Here is an 18,135-nt window from a genome sequence, read left to right as displayed (position 1 = left end):
CAAATCGAGCCGGTGACCTTCGTGGAGGTGAAACGAAACTTCGGTAGTGCTCAGTTGATGCCGGGCGGATCGAGTGTTGCGTCGACGAACCGGGATTGATCGGTGAGGAATGCGGAGAACTCGGGTTCGGTGAGAACTGCACTGTTCCAACCGTTTCGGCGAGACAGCTCGTTCCAGCGCGGGCTTGCCGCCAGATCCCGCACCAAATTCTGCAAGTGCTGACGCTGATCGTCCGTCAGGCCCGGCGGCGCCATGAGACCCCGCCAATTGGTGAACGTGACGTCGACGCCAGACTCCGCCATCGTGGGCGCATCCACCGCCGGGGTACGGGCCGGCGAACTGACCGCAAGGACCCGAACCGTGCCTGCCGCAATCTGATCGAGGTATTCACCGATACCGGTGGCGGCTACGTCGACCTGCCTCGTGAGCAGTGCGGGAAGCAGTTCGCCGCCGCCGTCGTAGATGCGGTACGGGGAGCGCGACGGATCGACGCCGACCGCCCGTGCGAACAGAAGGCGGAACAACCCGTCCGGTCCACCTTCACTCGAACCACCGCCGATCGAGATCGACGACGGATCCGCCACCCAGGCCTGCGTCAGATCGGCGAGAGTTTTGTACGGTGAATCTGCTGCAACCAGTAACGCTTCCGGTTCTTCGACGAGTCTCGCAATCGGTGTCACGTCGGCAAGTGTGTGCTCGGACGGCAGTATCTCGAGCGAACCGAGAACTCCGAGCCCCATGACCATGAGTAGGTCGGGATTCCCGCTTTCGAGAGCCAACCGGTTGAGTCCGACGATGCCACCCGATCCGGGCAGCACAACGACGTCGGCGTCGACGGTCCCTTCGTCGGCCAGTGCTTGCACCATGGTCCGGGCGGTCAGGTCGTAACCACCACCGGCCACCGAGGGCACCAGCACGCGCAGTTCTTCGGAACTCTCACCCGCTCGGCCACCGGCGACGAAGGACTCGACCGGAGTGCATCCGGTCGAGAGCACGAGAGTCATCGCGCAGGCACCGAGCAGGGCGATATGCCTGCTCAGCCGCTTCGATGTGCTCATGGCTTCGTCCTTGTCTGCCGGTACCGATGTGTGAACAGGTTTCATACTGACGCACTTTGTGACTGGGGTCACCATTGGGAAAGCAAATTGATTTGTGCTCATTGTGCTCACGAACGGCCGCTTTCCCGGCATCGAACTGAAGGCTAGGGTCTGGCTGGTGTCCTCAGGAAACGAGCAGGCGGAGCGAGAGAGCAAGTCGTCTCTGTTTGCCCGGCTGTTTCGCCGCCGGCACACTCTGGCGACACAACTTCTCGAACTGCAACTTCTGATCGTCGTTGCAGTTCTCGTGTGCGTCACCGCCCTCTCCCTCGCGCAGTCGTCCGCGAGTTTCCAACGCGAGGAGGGACGTCGCGCACTCTCGGCAGCGGAATCGCTCGCAGCCAATCCGGCAGTACGCGAGCTACTCCCCCAGGCGCAGACCCGTCTCCGCTCCGGACTACAAGGTTCGGTCGACTCGGTACGCGCCATCTCGGGCGTCACCTACGTCTCGCTTGCCGACGCCGACGGCAGTGTCGTCATTTCGACGCGTCCCGGTGATGTCGGCATCGACGCACGTCAGACGGAGGATCGGTCGTGGACGGGTTTGGTCGACACGCCCTCCGGCAAGGCCGTGGAGGCGCACGTTCCGATTCTCGGCAGCGAAGGAGCGATTACCGGAACCGCGATCGTCGGCATCGAGTACCCCTCGATCTGGACACGGCTGCTGCAGTCTGCACCGAATCTCCTGGTATACCTCGCGGTGGCATCCCTTCTCGGCGGCGTCGGGTCGATCCTGTTGGCCCGCAGGGTAAAACGGCAAACCCTCGGCATGGAAGCCGGCGAGATCCTGGATCTGGTTCGCCAACGTGAGGCGATGCTGCGTGGCCTCAAGGAAGGTGTCATCGCATTCGACGCGCAGGGAAAGGTGGTGCTGATGAGCGACAGTGCCCACCAACTCCTCGACATCCCACGCGGCAGCGCCGGTAGATCGGTGCGGGACCTCGGTCTCGACGACCGCCTCCAGAGTGTACTGACCTCCGGCACAACCGAATCCGATCAGTTGGTTCTTGTCGGCGATCGCCTGCTCGTCCTCAACACCGTCTTGATCGAATCGAAAGGCCGCACCATCGGGTCGGTCACCACTTTCCGCGACCGCACCGAATTGCGCTCCGTGGAAGAAGAACTCGACGTGACCAAAACCAGCACCGACGCACTACGCGCCCACATCCACGAGTTCGACAATCAACTGCACACCATCTCCGGCCTCATCCAGCTCGGCGAATACGACGAGGTGGTCGGCTACGTCGAGGGTCTGACCATGGAGCGCGCGCAGGTCAGCGCGACCGTGACCGAGAAGATCGCCGACGTCGGCACCGCCGCACTCGTGATCGCCAAGATAGGTGCTGCTGCACAGGGGTTGGTCACGGTCGAGCTGGCGGCGGACACGCATCTGGAACCGGTGGACCGCAGACTCGGACGAGATCTCGTGACAGTGGTCGGAAACCTCGTCGACAATGCCGTCGACGCCGTCGGTGAGATGCCGGAAGCCGCGCGCCGCAAGGTTCGGTTGTCGATTCGGGGCCGTGGCACCGCGGTCGAAGTGCGGGTCGAGGACGCCGGCCCCGGTATCGCGCCGGAGAATCGCGACAGGGTGTTCGGCCAGGGTTGGAGCACCAAGGGACAATCGAGTGACGGACACGGTTTCGGTTTGGCGCTGGTGCGCCTGACGTGTCGTCGGCGGGGCGGCGACGTCACCGTGAGCACTCGTTCGGCAGAGGACATCGAGTGGACTGTCTTCAGCGCAGTCCTACACGACGGAGAGGGCGCATGATCCGGGTACTGGTGGTCGACGACGACTTCATGGTGGCGAAGGTGCACAGCGGATTCGTCTCACGGATAGACGGTTTCGAAGTGTGCGGCGTTGCCCATTCGGCCGAGACCGCGCTGGCCGCAGTCGGTGAGTTGCAACCCGACCTGGTGCTTCTCGACGTCCACCTGCCCGGCACCACCGGACTCGATCTGATCGCCCCGTTTCGCGAGCTGGCACCGGAGCTGGATGTTCTTGTCATCACTAGTGAGCGCGAGGCCGGCTCGGTCAAGAAAGCGCTGCGCAGCGGCGTCGTGCATTACCTGATGAAGCCCTTCACGTTCGAGGTTCTCCGTGAGCGTCTCGAGCGTTACCGATCGACATATGCGAATCTCGACAGCTCCGGCGAAGCAGAACAGGAGGCGGTGGACGAGGCTTTCGGCGTGGCAGGTGGCGCGACAACGGCGTCGTCCCTCAAGGGTCTACCGAAAGGACTCAGTCCTGAGACCCTTCAGCTGGTCGAGGCAGCACTACGAGACGAAACCGAACCCGCCTCGGCCACAGACATTTCCGAGAGGGTCGGCATCTCACGCGCGAGCGCGAGGCGCTACCTCGAATACCTCTACGAAACCGGGCGGTCCACCACTTCGCTGAAATACGGAGTGGTGGGCCGCCCGGAACGTCGTTACGTCTGGAAACGCTGACCCTTCGCTACACGACGCTGGTTCCTAGACCGCGCGGGCGCTGGTCTCCCAGTACCGCGCGCGCAGCGCCTTCTTGTCCAGCTTGCCCAGCGGCGTCAGCGGAAGGGAATCCACGAAGTCGATGCTCTTGGGCGCGTGAACCGAACCCTTGGCTGCCTTCACCTTGTCGACCAGTTCCTCGGTGTCGACGGTCAGTCCGGCACGAAGTACGACACAGGCCTTGACGGCTTCGCCCCACTTGTCGTCGGGCACACCGACTACCGCCACCGACGCGACGGACGGATGCGCCGAGATCACGTCCTCGATTTCGCGGGGGAACACGTTGAAACCACCGGTCACGATCATGTCCTTCTTGCGATCGACGATGGACATGAACCCGTCCTTGTCCTTGCGCGCGATGTCGCCGGTGTGCAGCCAACCACCCCGGAACGCCTCGGCGGTTTCGGCCGGCTTCTTCCAGTAGCCCTTCATGATCAGCGGGCCACGGACGCAGATCTCACCGAGTTCTCCCTGCGGCACCTCGTTGAGGTCGTCGTCGAGCAACCGGACGTCGAGCCACGGCACCGGACGCCCACACGTGGCGAGGCGGGCCGGATCGTCGGCGAGGTGTTCTTCCTTGCGCAGCACCGAGATAGTCATGCCGCACTCGGTCTGACCGTAGAACTGGAAGAAGATCTGACCGAACTTCTTGATGCCCTCCTGCAGTCTGGCGGGAGACATCGCGGACGCTCCGTAAAACAGCGTCTGCAAACTCGAGACGTCCCGCTTGGGCAGATCGGGGTGGTCCATGAGCATGTAGATCATGGTGGGCACCAACATGGTTGCCGTGATCTTGTGCTTCTCGATCGCTTCGAGCACAGCACCTGGCTCGAAGGCAGGCAGGACGATCAACGCACCGCCGCGCAGCAAGGTCGGGATGAAGAACGCTGCACCTGCGTGTGAGAGTGGCGTGCAGATGAGGAAGCGGTTGTCCTCGGGCCACTGCCACTCCGACATCTGGATCTGATTGAGCGCAGCACCCGAACGGAAGGATCCGACAACACCTTTGGGCTTGCCGGTCGTTCCACCGGTGTAAACCATGCTGCTGGCGTCTTCGGCGTCGACGTGCGCTGCCTTCAGCGGCGCGGGCTCGAACGTGGCAGCCAGCGCGAGGATGTCGATTCCCACCTCGGACGGCCCCATCGAGAGCACGTTGGTCAACGAGGGTGACGACGCCTTCAACTCGGCGGCACGCTCTTCGAAGGCATTGGGATCGAAGATCAGCGTCTCGATCTCGGCGTCGTCGACGATGTACTTGTGGTCGTCGAGCGATCCCATCGGGTTCAAGGCGCTCGCCCGGCAGCCGGTGATCATGGTCGCGCCCATACTGATCAGAACCTCGGGGCGATTCTTCGACAGCATCGCGGTGCTGGTGCCCTGAGTGATTCCCAAAGACGCGAGCGCCTGGGCGAAGCAGCTGATCTGATCGCGCATCTGACCGCCGGTGAGGATCACGTCGCCGAGGTACAGCGCGGGCTTGTCGTGATTGCGTTCCAGAGCGGTGATGAGCAGGTCCGGACCGTATACCGGTCGGTGCAGGTCAGCGAACTCGTCTGTCATCTGGTCTTCCTTCTGCTCGGCGCGTGCAGTCATCGAGATGTGCTCCCGGTCACGGATACGATATCCAGAATTGCACAAAACTGGAACAGGTTCCACCTCTTCGATCGAATCCGAGAATGCTCCCGATCAGCGGGAAGCCCGTCGTCACCCGCGAGAGCGGTGGTTAGCGTCGATGTACCCACCGAGACGACAGCGTCTCGGTCGCGTCCAACGGAGAGTGTCATGACTACCAACCTCGGTACCGCCCACTTCACGGCAACTGCTCCGCGTACTGCCACCACGCTCCTCTCCGATTTCGACTCGTTGTACGGCACCGTGCGCTCGGCACCCGACGGGGCCGTCGTCGAGCAGGACGTCGTGTTCTTCGGACGCCCCGATCCCGGCGCACTGCTCACCGGATCCGTGAGGGCGTTGAGTTCGACACTCGAGCGGATCACCGAATACCACGACCAGACCGGACATCTGGTGGCCGAGGTCTTCGTCCGGGAAGTCCCGACAGCGGGCACCGGAACCGATTCCGTTGCCGCCCTTGCTGATTTCGCTGCTCGTCGTTACGGCTCGGCGTCACTACGACGCTTCCGCGGACGTTCCACCGCGACTTCCACGGGAGCAGATCTGCACTGCTCCGTGACAGTGCTCGCGACGTACGAGAAGGACCACGAGAGCGTGGCCGACGTAGCTCTGGTCGCCACCGATCCCGCTGGGGTCGTCACCGCCCGGGCCTGGGCGACTTACGCGATCGACGATGTGGCGACACTCGCGAGCTGAATCTCTGCAGGTCACCGAGTAGGCGTTCCATCCAGCGGGAACTGCCGTATCTCCAGCGGACGCTTCGTCGTTGTATGAGACGGATCACATCACTGGAGCGTCGCAAGACGCGGCTCGGAGGAAGACATGGCACTCGGAACCGGCCCACTCACCACTACGGACACCCCGACGCAGACGGGCGCCGGCGAGGAAATTCGAGAAATCGAAGCGGCAGCGCCTCCCGCACGGTTCGCACGTGGATGGCACTGCCTCGGACTGAGCAATACCTATCGCGACGGTCAGCCCCACCAGATCGAGGCATTCGGCACCAGCCTTGTCGTCTTCGCCGACAGCAAGGGCGACATCAAGATTCTCGACGCATACTGCCGCCACATGGGTGGCAACCTTGCTCACGGAACCGTCAAGGGCGATTCGATCGCCTGCCCGTTCCACGACTGGCGTTGGGGCGGTAACGGAAAATGTACGGCGATCCCCTACGCACGACGCGTTCCGCCGCTGGCCAAGACGCGGGCATGGATCACTCTCGAGAAGAACGGTCAGCTGTTCGTCTGGCACGATCCCCAGGGAAATCCCCCGCCCGCCGAGGTCACGATCCCCGACATCGAGGGCTTCGGAAGCGATGAGTGGAGCGCCTGGAGCTGGAACACGCTCACCATCGAAGGCTCTCATTGCCGCGAAATCGTGGACAACGTCGTGGACATGGCCCACTTCTTCTACGTTCACTACTCGTTCCCCAAGTACTTCAAGAACATCTTCGAAGGTCATGTCGCGAGCCAGTACATGGAATCGGTGGGACGTGAGGACGTCATCAGCGGCACCAACTACGGCGATCCCAACGCTGTGCTCCGTTCGGATGCTTCATATTTCGGACCGTCGTACATGATCGACTGGATCAAGAGCGAAGCCAACGGGCAGATCATCGAGACCGTCCTGATCAACTGCCACTACCCGATCTCGAACAATGCGTTCGTCCTGCAGTACGGCGCGATGGTCAAGAAGCTACCCGGTATGGACGACGAGTCCACTGCCGCGATGGCCGCGCAGTTCACCGAGGGCGTCGAGATGGGATTCCTTCAGGACGTGGAGATCTGGAAGAACAAAGCTCCGATCGACAACCCCCTGCTCTCCGAGGAGGACGGCCCGGTTTACCAGTTGCGTCGCTGGTACAACCAGTTCTACACCGACGTCGAGAATGTCACGGAAGACATGACGAAGCGCTTCGAATTCGAGATCGACACCACCCGCGCAGTGGAGAGCTGGAAGCGGGAAGTCGCCGAAAACGTTGCCGCACGCGACGCCCAGGCACTCGAGACAACCTCCTGATCCGCAGTCGAAAACACTGCTGAGACAACCAGACTGGATGCAAGGAACAACATGACGTACGAAGTGCTCGAACAGATCAACGCGATGGCCGACGACATCTTCGCCGAAGGCATCGAGGCCGAGCGGATCGGCCGGGTGGCCGACGACACCGCCAAGAAGATGAAGGCAATCGGTTCCATCCGCATGCTGCAGCCCAAGGAACATGGCGGCATGGAGGCGCATCCGCGCGAATTCGCCGAAACCGTCATGCGGATGGCTTCACTGAACCCGTCGGCCGGCTGGGTCCACGGGATCGTCGGAGTTCACCCGTGGCAACTCGCGTTCGCGGATCCCAAGGTGCAGCAGGAGATCTGGGGATCCGATCCCGACACCTGGATGGCATCGCCGTACATGCCCGGCGGAATGTGTATCCCCACCGACGGCGGCTACAAGTTCTCCGGTCGCTGGCAGTTCTCCTCCGGTACCGACCATTGCGACTGGGCATTCCTCGGCGCGATGGCGTGTGACAAGGACGGCAACATGGAGATGCCGCCGCGCATGCTCCATGTGATCATTCCGCGCACCGACTACGAGATCATTGAAGACTCGTGGGATGTCATGGGACTTCGCGGCACCGGCTCCAAGGATCTCGTAGTCAAGGATGCGTATGTCCCCGATTACCGCGTCATGGACTGCGACGAGGTCATCGACGGCACGGCAGTGCGCAAGTACGGGCGCACCGAGACGCTGTACCTCATGCCGTGGTCGAACATTTTCCCCCTCGGAATCACCGCCGCCACGATTGGCATCTGCGAGGGAATGCTCTTCCACGCCAACGAGTACCAAGCCGATCGCATCAACGCGCAGGGCACGGCGATCAAGGACGACCCGTACACCTTGTTCGCCATCGGTCAGGCAACCGCCGACATCCGGGCTGCGCGCGACACCCTGCTTGCCAACGTCGACCGCATGTGGGATCGAGTGGACGCTGGCAAGGAAGTGACCTTCGAGCAGCGCGCGGAGGGACGTCAGACTCAGGTACAGGCCGCCTGGCGCGCCGTCAACGCAATCGATCAGGTCTACCCACGCTGCGGTGGCAACGCATTGCGGATGGACAAGCCGCTTCAGCGATTCTGGCGCGATGCTCATGCTGGACAGCATCACGCAATTCACGTGCCGAGCACCGTTTTCCACGCCGCATCACTGAGCCGTCTCGGCGCAGACCCGCAGGGTCCGCTGCGGGCGATGATCTGATCAGACTTCGACACAAGAAATCGACAGGAAAAAGACACGATGACACGCACTGACATCAAGGGACTTGGCTACGTCAAGATCTCGACCAACGACATGGCACGTTGGCGCACTTTCGCTTTCGACGTTCTCGGCTTCGCCAAGGGCAGTGGGCCGGACGAGAACGCGCTCTACCTACGACTCGACGAGCGTGCTGCTCGCATCGTCGTCGTCGAGGGTGAGCGCGACGAGATCGTCAACATCGGTTGGGAGGTCGCCGACCACGCCGCACTGCGCCGCGTTCAAGAAGCACTCGAAAAGAACGGCACCGAGGTCGAGCAGCTTTCGCTCGCCGAAGCAGATGCTCGACGGGTCGAAGAGGTCATCGCCTTCACCGATCCCGGCGGAGCAGCCATCGAGGTCTTCCACGGAGCGATCCTCGACCACAGCCCCGTGGTGACGCCCTTCGGCGCTCGATTCGTCACCGGCTCACAGGGTCTCGGCCACGTCGTACTCCCCGTCATGGACAGTGCTGCGAGCTTCGACTTCTACACCGAGGTGCTCGGCTTCTACCCGCGCGGCGCCTTCCGCCTGCCGGCCCCGCCTGAATTCGGGCCGCTGCGAATCCGTTTCATGGGCGTCAACGAGCGTCACCACAGCTTGGCCCTGTGCCCGGCACCGCACGGCGGCGCACCCGGCCTAATTCACATCATGGTCGAGGTGGACACCCTCGACGCCGTCGGCCAGGCACTCGACCGCGTGATGAAGGACGGATTCTCCGTGTCGTCGACCCTGGGTCGTCACACCAACGACAAGATGATCTCCTTCTACGTCCGCGCACCCGGCGGCTGGGACATCGAGTTCGGCACCGAGGGCGCGAGGGTGGATCAGGACTCGTACTCCTCCGAGGAGATCACCGCTGACAGCTACTGGGGCCACGACTGGTCCGGAAGCGAACCACTGGCAGCTATGTAGTACCCGCCGGTGGCGATCAATACCTGCCGGTGGCGATCAATACCTGCCGGTGGCGATCAATACCTGCCGGTGGCGATCAATACCTGCCGGTGGCGATCAATACCTGCCGGTGGCGATGTAATACCTGCCAGTAGTTAAACGACGAGGGGGTTTGCGCGAGCATTCGCGCAAACCCCCTCGTCGTTTCCACCCGCGACGCGCCCGAAAACAGACCGGTGATCCACTTCACAAATCCGTAACTCTATGACACTATTTCTAATTGAAATAGCCAGTTCACTGGTTGTGGAGCTCTAAGAGAAGTGAGGTACACGATGACACTGCAGGCTGTGGATGCTTTAGGCGCCGATTCGGCCCCGACAGCAATTCTCGATCGCGTCTCGCTGGTTCTCGACGCCTTCGACGGTCCCGGCAGGTTGACGCTCGCTCAAGTCGTTCGGAGCACAGGCCTTCCCCGCTCGTCTGCCCACCGCATGCTCGAACGTCTCGTCTCGATGCGTTGGCTGCGTCGCGACGGCCGTGACTACGAACTCGGTATGCGCCTCGTCGAACTGGGATCGCTCGCGGTTCATCAGGACCGCCTCCACGCTGCAGCCATGCCGCTTCTCCACGAGCTCTACCGAGTCACCGGATTCGTGGTTCACCTCGGCATCCTCGACGGGCCCGATGTGGTCTACATGGAGAAGATCGGCGGACGCCTCGCCGCCGCAGTGCCGACGCGTGTCGGTGGTCGACGCCGCGCCGAGACCACTGCGATCGGTCAGGCACTGCTCGCGTTCGGTTCGCCGAAGTCCCCGGGCTACGCACTGCCCCACCTCGCCAGAATCCGCGAGTCCGGGGTGGCCTTCGAATCCGGAAACGGCCTACCGGGATTCAGCTGTCTTGCGGCACCGATCGGCCCCATCGGCCGCGCCGTCGCCGCGGTATCCATCTGCGCGCCGTCGAAGGCCCTCCGCCTCGACCACGTCAGCGCAGCGCCGGTCCGTATGGCGGCCGCTGCAATTTGGCGAGGCATCGACGGCGGATCGCTGAGCGTCACTCCGACTTTGCAACGTCGTCATCTGCTGCGCAACATGCCGACCGCAGCCGGGGCCTGACTCAGATACTCGAACCGTTGCCGGTGAGCCCGGCTTGCTCGAGCGCCAACACGTACTCCTCGACGTTCTTCCATTTGCCAGGCGTCGAGGGCAACGGTGATCCCAGTCGGTCGTGCTCGGCGACGTTCGCGAACTCGGCGGTCGCACGATCGATGTCGTCGAGCAGTTCGCGAGCAAGTTCGATCTCGGCTCGGAAGTACCGTTCCGACCATCGCAACGTCATGACCGGGAACGACCAGGCCGGCTCGTTCTCGGCATGATCTGCGTGGAGTTTCGCGCGTCGAATCTGCTCTTCGACATTGGCGATGTGGGCTTCCACCAGCGCCTTCAGTCGCTCGGGCTCGTTGAGGTGTCCCATCCACAGACGCAACATCACACCGTGCTTGAGCACCGGAACTTCCACCGGTGCCTCCCGTGACCACGTCCGGACGGCGTCGGTTCCTGACTGAGTAATGGAGTAAAGGCGCTTGCCTCGCACCCCTGGTTCGGAGACGACCCGGGACTCCACGAACCCGATGCTTTCGAGCTTCTTCAGTTCTGCGTACACCTGGCTGATGGACGGGCTCCAATAGAAGAAGCCGACACTCCAGTCAGCCCACTTCTTCAAATCGTTTCCGGTCAGCTCCTCCCCGAACGTCAGCATCCCGAGCACTGCCCAGCTGGTAGCGGGAAGTCCTCGGGACACGTCATCAGGTTCGGACATGCCCGAAGTCTAACAATCACTGGTCATTTGCTGGTTTCGTAGAATCCGAACGGACCGCTGAGCGGGATCAAATTTGCTCGAAACCCCTCCACCTGCCACTCGGTCGGTCCTGACCCGTGCCGAGAAGCCATTGCTGCCATTGAGTGGGACTGCCGCTGGATTACGGCCGCGGCGCCACACATCGTTGCTTCTGAAGCTGTTTGCAGAGTTTTGAACAAAAGATTTGAACAAGGAGACGACATGACCGTGGAAAACGCCGAGCCACCAGTTCTGGACGGACGCACACTTCGCAACGTGATGAGCAATTTCTGCACTGGCGTCACCGTAATCACCGCTCACGACGGAAATTCACCCCTCGGTTTCACCTGCCAGTCCCTGGTCTCGGTATCGCTTGATCCCCCGTTGCTCTCGTTCTGCCCGGCGAAGACGTCGACAAGTTGGCCGAAGCTTCGCGAAACGGGAACTCTCTGCATCAATGTTCTCGCCCACGATCAGCAGGACATGTGTTCGGCGTTCGCTCGCGGCGGGACGGACAAGTTCCTCGGCGTCGAGTGGGATGCCGCCGGCAACGGTGCTCCGGCGCTGAGCGGCGCGCTCGCCCGCATCGAAGCAACGGTCGAGCAGGAGCACGACGCCGGTGATCACACCATCGTCGTCGCACGCATCACCGATCTGAACGTGCTGCGCCACGACGGTCCGCTTCTGTTCTACCGCGGCGGGTTCGGACGCTTCGACGCCTGAGTGCTCAGGCTGTCCCGCTGCGTGGGAGATGCCGGCGCCGAATCGAGCCCGCACCGATAGCGTCCGAAGTAGTTGTCAGACCCTGAACTTCTCGACTGATCGGACTAACTCGATGACCACTCTCGAACCAGACACCACGGCCGCGATCACGGCGACGGTTACCACCTACCTCGACGCCGTGGCTCGCGGATCGTCAGCGGACATCGCCGCCCTCTACGCCGAGAACGCGACGCTCGAAGACCCGGTCGGCAGCGAACCCCGCGTCGGCAAGGCCGCGATCACCGAGTTCTACGGCGCTCTCGAGGGCGGTTCGCAAGAGACGGAACTGCTTACCTTGCGGGTGAGCGGATCCAGCGCGGCCTTCCACTTCCGCGTCGTCACACCGGTGGGCGATCAGGTGTACGAGGTCGAACCGATCGACGTCATGACTTTCGACGAGGACGCCAAGATCACGAGCATGCGCGCCTTCTGGTCACCGGCCGATCTGATTGCACGCTGATGCGTCAGGTCAGTTGCCGCAACTGCGGAAACCGTGTCCTCGTCGAGAAGTACAGCGAAGCGCACACCAGCGTCCAATGGCTCGAAGAGTCGCAGGAAGTGTGCCCGGAGTTGGGTCGCGCGAACAGCCGTGCCAACGCTCAGCGGACGTGTGGCGCTCTGCGCCAGACGATCAACGACCTTGCCGACGCCGGTGAGCTGGAGATGAGCCTGCGCAGCTACCCGGTGCCGGGCAAGCTGTCCTGAACGCTTCCGCGTAGCATTTCGGCGAACATGCGCGCCGATTCCAAGTCGTCGGCGTTCGGCCGCCCCTTCCGGATACCGCCGAAAGGCTTGAACGGGAGATAGGTATCCCACGCACGGGACGAGAAGGCTGCGACCACATCGAAGCCCTTCTGTTCGAGCAACTGAACCAGTGGACGCGAGAAGCGATGAATCCCCTTGTCAGGAAATCCACTGGTGGCGAAGACAAAAGCCTTGGATCGCCGTTCTTCGGGGAGTGCCTCGACGAACGAGCGTAAATCTGCGTGGTACGAGCGTAGGTAGATGCCGGAGCCGAACCCCACCAGGTCGTAGTCGGCGAGCTGCGCGGCGTCGATGTCACCGGGCTCGACCACGCGAGCATCGAGAACTTCTCCGATGACATCGGCGATCAGCTTCGTATTGCCATGGGAGACAGAGGTACACACGATGATTGCTTTCATCGGCTGAGTTCTCTCATTTTGGACATACGCATCCCTCCGCCTGGTTTGTCACTGACAGTTCCAGGATAGAGGCCCCGGCGAAGCTACGGAGAAGGGTGGCGATGGGGAATGATGCCGGTATGTCAGCAAGGTTGAAGGGACGAAGACGTGCGGTGAACGCGCTGCTCGTCGACGTCGAACGATGGGCCGCTGAGCACGATGACGTCAAAGCTGTAGCGCTGGTCGGGTCCTACGCGCGCGGCGCGGAGCGTATGGCGAGTGATCTTGATCTGATGATCCTGGCCGACGACGCGAACGCGCTCGCAAATGAAGACTGGTTCGACCGGCTCCGCCCCGACGCGCGATTCATCAGAGCCGCCAACTGGGGGCCAGTCCGAGAACGACGCTTCCGCCTACGGTCCGGCCTCCTCGTCGAACTGAATTTCGCGAGCGAGAGCTGGGCCGACCTTCCGCTCGACGCGGGCACTCGACGCGTCCTCGAAGACGGCCACCGAATCCTGTACGACACCGGGCCTCTTCGCGTCGCTACGAGCGCGGGAAGAACTGCTCGATGAGCACCAAGACGGTCTTCGAGACCTTGGCCGCCGAAATAAACGCGCTGCGCGGCTCTCCCGTCGTCGCGATCGACGGCGTCGACGGGAGCGGCAAGACGACATTCACGAAAAGTCTTGCAGCACAGCTGAATGAACGCCCCGCCATTGTGATTCACGTCGACGACTTCCTCAATCCGCCGGAGATTCGCCATCGCAGAGGTCGGCTGTCACCGGAAGGCTTCTGGCTCGACAGCTACGACTACGACGCCCTCGAGCGTCATGTTCTCGCCCCTCTGAGACCGGGAGGTAACCGCGAGTACCGACCACGACGGGACAGCGACGCGTACTTGCATGCAGCCGACGGAGCCGTAGTCCTCGTCGAGGGACTCTTTCTGCATCGGGACGAATTTGCTTCCCGATGGGACTATTCGATCTTTCTCGACGTGCCCTTCGAGATCACCGCCGAGCGAATGAACCTTCGCGACGGAACGAACGCGGATCCGGAACACCCGTCGATGAACCGTTATGTCGGCGGCCAACGTCTGTACTTCGCGGCTGCAGAGCCCTGGACCCGCGCGGACAGTGTCATCGACAATTCAGACCCGAAACTGCCTCGAATCACGACACATGCCGCCCACTAGAGTTGGCAGTCCGCATCGCCGGCCCCGCGTTTCATCGGTGCGCTGTGGATGTGAATTGGAAGGTTGCGGCATCCACGATCTCAGCGGGCGTGATGTCGATTTCGCCGTTGAGCCAGGCCGTCACCAATTCGGCCAGGCCGCCCACGAACAGTAATCCGTTGATCTCACCCTGATGGGGAGGCCAAGCTCGATCGCCGTACAAGAGCGCAGCCTCGTCGGCCACCATCTGCGCGAACCCACGCAGCGCTCCCCGCCGGTGAGTGCGCAGCGGCTCGTAAGCCACCGACTCGACCATCGCGACACGCCCTTTTCGAGGATCGTCCGTCAGGATGTTGACGAACGAAGCAATGGCGCTCCGCACGCGCTCCTCCCGTGTCCCCTCGGTCGTTCGGAGTGCAGCCATTCCGGCCACGCGCACCTCGTCGACGATTCCGTCGAAAACCTGCTGGAGGAGTTCGTCCCTGCTGGCGAAACTCTCGTAGAAATATCGCTCTGTCAGCTTCGCATGCGCACAGATGGCGGTCATGGTGGCACCCTGCCTGCCCGCGGCCGCAAACACGTCCAGTCCTGCTGCGAGCAAGCTTTCACGCCGAAGCGCGGCCCGCTGCTCACCACTCAGACCGGCATATCGACGGGGTGTGGGAGAAGCCATGAGTCGATCTTGACAGACGACGCGACTGTGACGCAGACTACCCCCATCTGACAGGCGCCACTGTCAGATGCAAACGGAAGGCAGGTACGTGATGTCGAAAATCCTGGCCGCTCCACCCATCCGGTCGCAGTTGCATCCCATCTCAGGCAACTCGGGACTACCCGGAATAGGGCAAACTTTCGAATACATCCGCGACCCTCTCGCTCTGATGCAAAAACGCTGGGATCGTTACGGCGAAGTCTCGTGGTTCTCGATGGCCGGTAGACGATGGGTCGCAGCCCTCGGGCCCGACGCATGCCAAGAAGTTCTCCAGAACAAAGACCGCGCTTTTGTCAACAGCGACGGGTGGTCAGTGCTCATCGGTCCCTTCTTTCACGGGGGTCTGATGCTTCTCGACTCCGAAGAGCACCTACGACAACGACGCATCATGCAACAAGCCTTCACGAGATCGCGTCTCGAAAAGACCGTGGACGTGCTGAATCCCGCGATCGCCTCCGCGCTCGACGCCTGGACTCCGTCCGATGGCTTCCGCGCCTACACCGCTCTCAAAGCTCTCACACTCAACCTCGCGACCGACATCTTCATGGGCGGCGCGGAAGGGACCACTGAAAGCGAAATCGACTCTGTGAAAAAAGCTTTCGTCGATTGCGTGCAAGCTGCAACCTCGGTGATCCGTTATCGAGTTCCCGGCACCAGATGGAAGCGCGGCCTCGACGGGCGCCGAACCCTCGAAAACTTCTTCCGCCGCTACCTACCTGCGCGCCGTTCACGCGAAACCGACGACCTGTTTTCCGTTCTCTGTCACATCGAATCAGACACCGGACAGCGCTTCAGCGACGGCGAGGTGATCGATCACATGATCTTCCTGCTGATGGCCGCACATGACACCTCCACCATCACCATCTCGACAATGATGCAATATCTCGGCCAGAATCCTCAGTGGCAGAACAGATGTCGGGCGGAATCACTCGCACTGAGTACGTCGACGCCGAGCTATGCCGAACTCGACCAACTCGCCGGCTTGGACCTGGTGATGAAAGAATGCCTCCGACTCGTCGCTCCCGTGCCGGTCATGGCTCGCCGAGCGGTGTGTGACACCCAGATACAGGACCACTTCGTACCCGCTGGGACCTACGTGTCAGTGGTGCCACATTTCACTCACCACATGCCGCAGTACTGGCCCGACCCCGAACATTTCGATCCCGAACGTTTCGCGGACCACCGACGTGAAGACAAGGTGCACCGGTATGCCTGGGAACCGTTCGGTGGAGGCGTGCACAAATGCCTCGGCATGCACTTCGCCGGCGTCGAAATCAAAGCGATCATGCACCACCTGCTCACACGCTTCGATTGGCAGGTCGCGCCCGGCTACACCGCCCCTCTCAACTACATGTCCTTGCCGTTCCCCTCCGACGGACAGCCGATCGATCTGAAACCACTCACGACTTCTCATGACCGGTAGCGACCGAACAGACGTCAGGATCAACTCGCACATGACTACCGGCACAGACGCTTTCGAAATCCAGAGGAAAACATGAGCACTCGGCCCGCCCGAAACCGGCATGCACGCGCTGCTCCGAAACCAGAGGTCGTCTCAGCGGCGGAGTTCCTACTCGCAGAATCCGACGCCCATGTCTTCCGTCGCCGCTATCTCGAACTGCTCACCCACACCACAGCGCCGGATGGCGCAACCGTCACGGACTACACGGTCGCCGAAAGGTATCTACTCAACTCTGCGGCAAAGAGACGTGCTGCGCGGCGCCCGGCCACTCCTTAGCCACGATCGCCGGTCGGGCAGCGCTCGCGGCGAACGTCGAGAACATCGGTACGGGGTTCACGAATTCGTCTTGGGGTAACGACGAAGAATAGAGTGCGCTGCCTGGGTGACGGTGGTGCGATCGTAGGTTTGCACGAAGTCGAAGGTCCGCTCGAGATCTGGACCGTTGTCATGAAGATCTCGCGCCGACAGCATCGCCGCATGGTGTGGTCCCAGAGTGACGACCGTCCACTCGTTGACGAGATCATCACCCGGGTCGAGCGGTGCGTGTTGAACTTTACCGTCGAGCATCACGGACAGTCCGACACCGTAGACACCGGCAAACCCTACGGTATCGGCGAGGTGACGCCACCGTGCTGTTGTGGATGCGGTGAAATGCTCGGCTTGTTGAAAGGTGCCCAGAACAAGCATCGAGGAACCCGATGTGGTGGCTTGCGCTTCGAGAGACTTGCTCAGTTGGATCAACAGACGCTTGGTACCGCGCCGGATCCGGCTGTGAGCAGACACGATCGAGTAGGGAGTGCCCACGTCGGGGATGGGATCACTCCACACCGGACTGTCGGGCATCGCGACGACCGGTTCGGACAACAGTGAACTCGGATCGTCGACTGCGGGATACAACTCACCCGTTCCGTATGTGGCTCCGATGGTGATTGCGGCAAGACGGGACGATTCCGAGTCGACACCCTCGGCAAGGATAATCGCGTTCGATCGCTCGACGTAGGCGCCGAGCGCGTGCACCGTCGTTCCGACTTCGAAATATGCTGCCTTGGAGAGTAATTCAGCGGAAGTGATAATGATGTCGGGTTCGACCAAAGACAGAAGTGTCGCCGAGTGCCTGTCGATGCCGACACCGTCGAGTGCAATCAGACGCCCGCCCGCGCGGGCTTCTCTGATCACTGCCAGAGAGTTGTGGGGATCGGTAAGCACCGATGCGCTGTCAACCGTGATGACGATCCGTTGCAGATTTCTCGTCGCTCCTTCGATACCGGGAGCGTTCAGAGCTGCTCGGGAAGCCGAGTCGACTGCCACCAGCAACGGCAGGCGATCCGCGACGGTGCATGCGAGTGCAGTACGGGACATGGCCAGTTTGTGACTGTCGAATTCCGAGCGTTGCTGCATCAATTGCGAGGCGCGACGAAGGGCATGCGCCGAACACAGAGAGGAATTGTCAGGCCCACGCAATTGCAACTCGGCGCCTGCAAGTGCGTGGTCGTCGAGGCGGCGTATCGGTGCGAACTGCATGCTTACTTCCAGACCAATCACATCGGAGAACTGGGTGATCGGAGAATGCGACGATGTCGAACCGTTGCTGGTGTCATACGCCATGGTGTGGCTCTTCACTACGAGTCGGGACCACCAAGCGTTCA

20 protein-coding genes are annotated in these 18,135 nt (G+C 61.9%); 14 read left to right on the top strand and 6 right to left on the bottom strand.

Features of this window, described 5'->3' with window-relative positions; genetic code table 11:
- Positions 1–50: 50 nt before the first annotated feature.
- Positions 51–1,058 carry a tripartite tricarboxylate transporter substrate-binding protein gene (locus G9U53_RS22140; RefSeq protein ID WP_242692640.1) on the bottom strand — a complete coding sequence of 336 codons (1,008 nt, stop codon included), beginning with the start codon at positions 1,056–1,058 and terminating at the stop codon, positions 51–53.
- Between the two features lie 157 nt (positions 1,059–1,215).
- Between G9U53_RS22140 and G9U53_RS22135 the strand changes: the two genes are divergently transcribed.
- Both G9U53_RS22135 and G9U53_RS22130 read left to right on the top strand, forming a co-directional pair.
- Complete coding sequence (locus G9U53_RS22135) at positions 1,216–2,868, top strand: ATP-binding protein (RefSeq protein ID WP_230359592.1); 1,653 nt, start codon at positions 1,216–1,218, stop codon at positions 2,866–2,868.
- Positions 2,865–3,548, top strand: coding sequence for a response regulator (locus tag G9U53_RS22130; RefSeq protein WP_003944308.1), 684 nt, complete (start codon positions 2,865–2,867; stop codon positions 3,546–3,548). The genes G9U53_RS22135 and G9U53_RS22130 overlap by 4 nt, the downstream gene beginning before the upstream one ends.
- 24 nt (positions 3,549–3,572) lie before the next feature.
- On the opposite strand, the gene G9U53_RS22125 is transcribed toward G9U53_RS22130, so the two are convergent.
- Positions 3,573–5,147: an AMP-binding protein gene (locus G9U53_RS22125; protein WP_031332006.1), complete on the bottom strand. Its 1,575-nt coding sequence runs from the start codon at positions 5,145–5,147 to the stop codon at positions 3,573–3,575.
- Between the two features lie 222 nt (positions 5,148–5,369).
- On the opposite strand from G9U53_RS22125, the gene G9U53_RS22120 reads away from it, so the two are divergent.
- The 5 genes from G9U53_RS22120 (at position 5,370) to G9U53_RS22100 (ending at position 10,516) form a co-directional block, all read left to right on the top strand.
- The gene (locus G9U53_RS22120) at positions 5,370–5,915 is read left to right on the top strand and encodes a hypothetical protein (RefSeq protein ID WP_007726737.1); all 546 of its coding nucleotides are present in this window, start codon (positions 5,370–5,372) and stop codon (positions 5,913–5,915) included.
- Between the two features lie 126 nt (positions 5,916–6,041).
- Positions 6,042–7,238, top strand: coding sequence for a Rieske 2Fe-2S domain-containing protein (locus G9U53_RS22115; RefSeq protein WP_058038551.1), 1,197 nt, complete (start codon positions 6,042–6,044; stop codon positions 7,236–7,238).
- Positions 7,239–7,289: 51 nt separating this feature from the next.
- Positions 7,290–8,471: an acyl-CoA dehydrogenase family protein gene (locus G9U53_RS22110; RefSeq protein WP_003944352.1), complete on the top strand. Its 1,182-nt coding sequence runs from the start codon at positions 7,290–7,292 to the stop codon at positions 8,469–8,471.
- 39 nt (positions 8,472–8,510) lie between these two features.
- On the top strand, positions 8,511–9,422 hold the full coding sequence (bphC, locus tag G9U53_RS22105) for a biphenyl-2,3-diol 1,2-dioxygenase (protein WP_007726736.1): 912 nt from the start codon (positions 8,511–8,513) through the stop codon (positions 9,420–9,422).
- 311 nt (positions 9,423–9,733) lie between these two features.
- Positions 9,734–10,516 carry an IclR family transcriptional regulator gene (locus G9U53_RS22100; protein ID WP_207624488.1) on the top strand — a complete coding sequence of 261 codons (783 nt, stop codon included), beginning with the start codon at positions 9,734–9,736 and terminating at the stop codon, positions 10,514–10,516.
- Between the two features lies 1 nt (position 10,517).
- Here the strand turns inward: G9U53_RS22100 and G9U53_RS22095 are convergent, their stop codons facing one another.
- Positions 10,518–11,219 carry a PadR family transcriptional regulator gene (locus tag G9U53_RS22095; RefSeq protein WP_003944324.1) on the bottom strand — a complete coding sequence of 234 codons (702 nt, stop codon included), beginning with the start codon at positions 11,217–11,219 and terminating at the stop codon, positions 10,518–10,520.
- A gap of 240 nt (positions 11,220–11,459) precedes the next feature.
- Here G9U53_RS22095 and G9U53_RS22090 point away from each other — a divergent pair, with 240 nt between their 5' ends.
- From G9U53_RS22090 to G9U53_RS22080, 3 genes are all read left to right on the top strand, one after another.
- Positions 11,460–11,960: a flavin reductase family protein gene (locus tag G9U53_RS22090; RefSeq protein WP_007726733.1), complete on the top strand. Its 501-nt coding sequence runs from the start codon at positions 11,460–11,462 to the stop codon at positions 11,958–11,960.
- Positions 11,961–12,072: 112 nt separating this feature from the next.
- Positions 12,073–12,459 (top strand): nuclear transport factor 2 family protein, encoded by a 387-nt coding sequence (locus tag G9U53_RS22085; RefSeq protein WP_003944423.1) that lies wholly within the window; start codon positions 12,073–12,075, stop codon positions 12,457–12,459.
- Positions 12,459–12,704, top strand: a complete 246-nt coding sequence (locus G9U53_RS22080; RefSeq protein ID WP_007726731.1) for a hypothetical protein — start codon at positions 12,459–12,461, stop codon at positions 12,702–12,704. The genes G9U53_RS22085 and G9U53_RS22080 overlap by 1 nt, the downstream gene beginning before the upstream one ends.
- Here G9U53_RS22080 and G9U53_RS22075 read toward each other — a convergent pair.
- Complete coding sequence (locus G9U53_RS22075; RefSeq protein WP_003944338.1) at positions 12,677–13,162, bottom strand: flavodoxin family protein; 486 nt, start codon at positions 13,160–13,162, stop codon at positions 12,677–12,679. The two genes, G9U53_RS22080 and G9U53_RS22075, sit on opposite strands and share 28 nt — an antisense overlap.
- Positions 13,163–13,281: 119 nt before the next feature.
- On the opposite strand from G9U53_RS22075, the gene G9U53_RS22070 reads away from it, so the two are divergent.
- Together G9U53_RS22070 and G9U53_RS22065 are read left to right on the top strand one after the other, a co-directional pair.
- A complete protein-coding gene (locus G9U53_RS22070; RefSeq protein WP_037131485.1) occupies positions 13,282–13,716 on the top strand; it encodes a nucleotidyltransferase domain-containing protein in 435 nt (144 codons plus the stop codon).
- Entirely contained in the window at positions 13,713–14,336 is a 624-nt protein-coding gene (locus G9U53_RS22065) for an AAA family ATPase (protein ID WP_042924159.1), read from the top strand. Before G9U53_RS22070 ends, G9U53_RS22065 begins: the two co-directional genes overlap by 4 nt.
- Positions 14,337–14,367: 31 nt before the next feature.
- On the opposite strand, the gene G9U53_RS22060 is transcribed toward G9U53_RS22065, so the two are convergent.
- Positions 14,368–14,988 (bottom strand): TetR family transcriptional regulator, encoded by a 621-nt coding sequence (locus tag G9U53_RS22060; protein WP_054827522.1) that lies wholly within the window; start codon positions 14,986–14,988, stop codon positions 14,368–14,370.
- Positions 14,989–15,079: 91 nt separating this feature from the next.
- On the opposite strand from G9U53_RS22060, the gene G9U53_RS22055 reads away from it, so the two are divergent.
- Positions 15,080–16,450 carry a cytochrome P450 gene (locus G9U53_RS22055; protein WP_207624487.1) on the top strand — a complete coding sequence of 457 codons (1,371 nt, stop codon included), beginning with the start codon at positions 15,080–15,082 and terminating at the stop codon, positions 16,448–16,450.
- A 72-nt stretch (positions 16,451–16,522) separates the two neighbouring features.
- Positions 16,523–16,765 (top strand): hypothetical protein, encoded by a 243-nt coding sequence (locus G9U53_RS22050; RefSeq protein ID WP_003944403.1) that lies wholly within the window; start codon positions 16,523–16,525, stop codon positions 16,763–16,765.
- Positions 16,766–16,822: 57 nt separating this feature from the next.
- Here the strand turns inward: G9U53_RS22050 and G9U53_RS22045 are convergent, their stop codons facing one another.
- On the bottom strand, positions 16,823–18,094 hold the full coding sequence (locus tag G9U53_RS22045) for a DICT sensory domain-containing protein (RefSeq protein WP_207624486.1): 1,272 nt from the start codon (positions 18,092–18,094) through the stop codon (positions 16,823–16,825).
- Between the last annotated feature and the right edge of the window lie 41 nt (positions 18,095–18,135).

The organism is Rhodococcus sp. D-46 (assembly GCF_011290655.1).
GTDB lineage: Bacteria > Actinomycetota > Actinomycetes > Mycobacteriales > Mycobacteriaceae > Rhodococcus_F > Rhodococcus_F qingshengii.
Note: the sequence above shows the minus strand (reverse complement) of the source record. Positions and strands in the feature narration are given on the sequence as shown.

What these genes read in the sequence shown, in the direction of transcription:
- G9U53_RS22140 (WP_242692640.1), bottom strand. Translation starts at nt 1,058, where the DNA reads ATGAGCACATCGAAGCGGCTGAGCAGGCATATCGCCCTGCTCGGTGCC.
- G9U53_RS22130 (WP_003944308.1), top strand. Translation starts at nt 2,865, where the DNA reads ATGATCCGGGTACTGGTGGTCGACGACGACTTCATGGTGGCGAAGGTG.
- G9U53_RS22125 (WP_031332006.1), bottom strand. Translation starts at nt 5,147, where the DNA reads ATGACAGACGAGTTCGCTGACCTGCACCGACCGGTATACGGTCCGGAC.
- G9U53_RS22120 (WP_007726737.1), top strand. Translation starts at nt 5,370, where the DNA reads ATGACTACCAACCTCGGTACCGCCCACTTCACGGCAACTGCTCCGCGT.
- G9U53_RS22115 (WP_058038551.1), top strand. Translation starts at nt 6,042, where the DNA reads ATGGCACTCGGAACCGGCCCACTCACCACTACGGACACCCCGACGCAG.
- G9U53_RS22110 (WP_003944352.1), top strand. Translation starts at nt 7,290, where the DNA reads ATGACGTACGAAGTGCTCGAACAGATCAACGCGATGGCCGACGACATC.
- bphC (WP_007726736.1), top strand. Translation starts at nt 8,511, where the DNA reads ATGACACGCACTGACATCAAGGGACTTGGCTACGTCAAGATCTCGACC.
- G9U53_RS22100 (WP_207624488.1), top strand. Translation starts at nt 9,734, where the DNA reads ATGACACTGCAGGCTGTGGATGCTTTAGGCGCCGATTCGGCCCCGACA.
- G9U53_RS22095 (WP_003944324.1), bottom strand. Translation starts at nt 11,219, where the DNA reads ATGTCCGAACCTGATGACGTGTCCCGAGGACTTCCCGCTACCAGCTGG.
- G9U53_RS22090 (WP_007726733.1), top strand. Translation starts at nt 11,460, where the DNA reads ATGACCGTGGAAAACGCCGAGCCACCAGTTCTGGACGGACGCACACTT.
- G9U53_RS22085 (WP_003944423.1), top strand. Translation starts at nt 12,073, where the DNA reads ATGACCACTCTCGAACCAGACACCACGGCCGCGATCACGGCGACGGTT.
- G9U53_RS22080 (WP_007726731.1), top strand. Translation starts at nt 12,459, where the DNA reads ATGCGTCAGGTCAGTTGCCGCAACTGCGGAAACCGTGTCCTCGTCGAG.
- G9U53_RS22075 (WP_003944338.1), bottom strand. Translation starts at nt 13,162, where the DNA reads ATGAAAGCAATCATCGTGTGTACCTCTGTCTCCCATGGCAATACGAAG.
- G9U53_RS22070 (WP_037131485.1), top strand. Translation starts at nt 13,282, where the DNA reads ATGTCAGCAAGGTTGAAGGGACGAAGACGTGCGGTGAACGCGCTGCTC.
- G9U53_RS22065 (WP_042924159.1), top strand. Translation starts at nt 13,713, where the DNA reads ATGAGCACCAAGACGGTCTTCGAGACCTTGGCCGCCGAAATAAACGCG.
- G9U53_RS22060 (WP_054827522.1), bottom strand. Translation starts at nt 14,988, where the DNA reads ATGGCTTCTCCCACACCCCGTCGATATGCCGGTCTGAGTGGTGAGCAG.
- G9U53_RS22055 (WP_207624487.1), top strand. Translation starts at nt 15,080, where the DNA reads ATGTCGAAAATCCTGGCCGCTCCACCCATCCGGTCGCAGTTGCATCCC.
- G9U53_RS22050 (WP_003944403.1), top strand. Translation starts at nt 16,523, where the DNA reads ATGAGCACTCGGCCCGCCCGAAACCGGCATGCACGCGCTGCTCCGAAA.
- G9U53_RS22045 (WP_207624486.1), bottom strand. Translation starts at nt 18,094, where the DNA reads ATGGCGTATGACACCAGCAACGGTTCGACATCGTCGCATTCTCCGATC.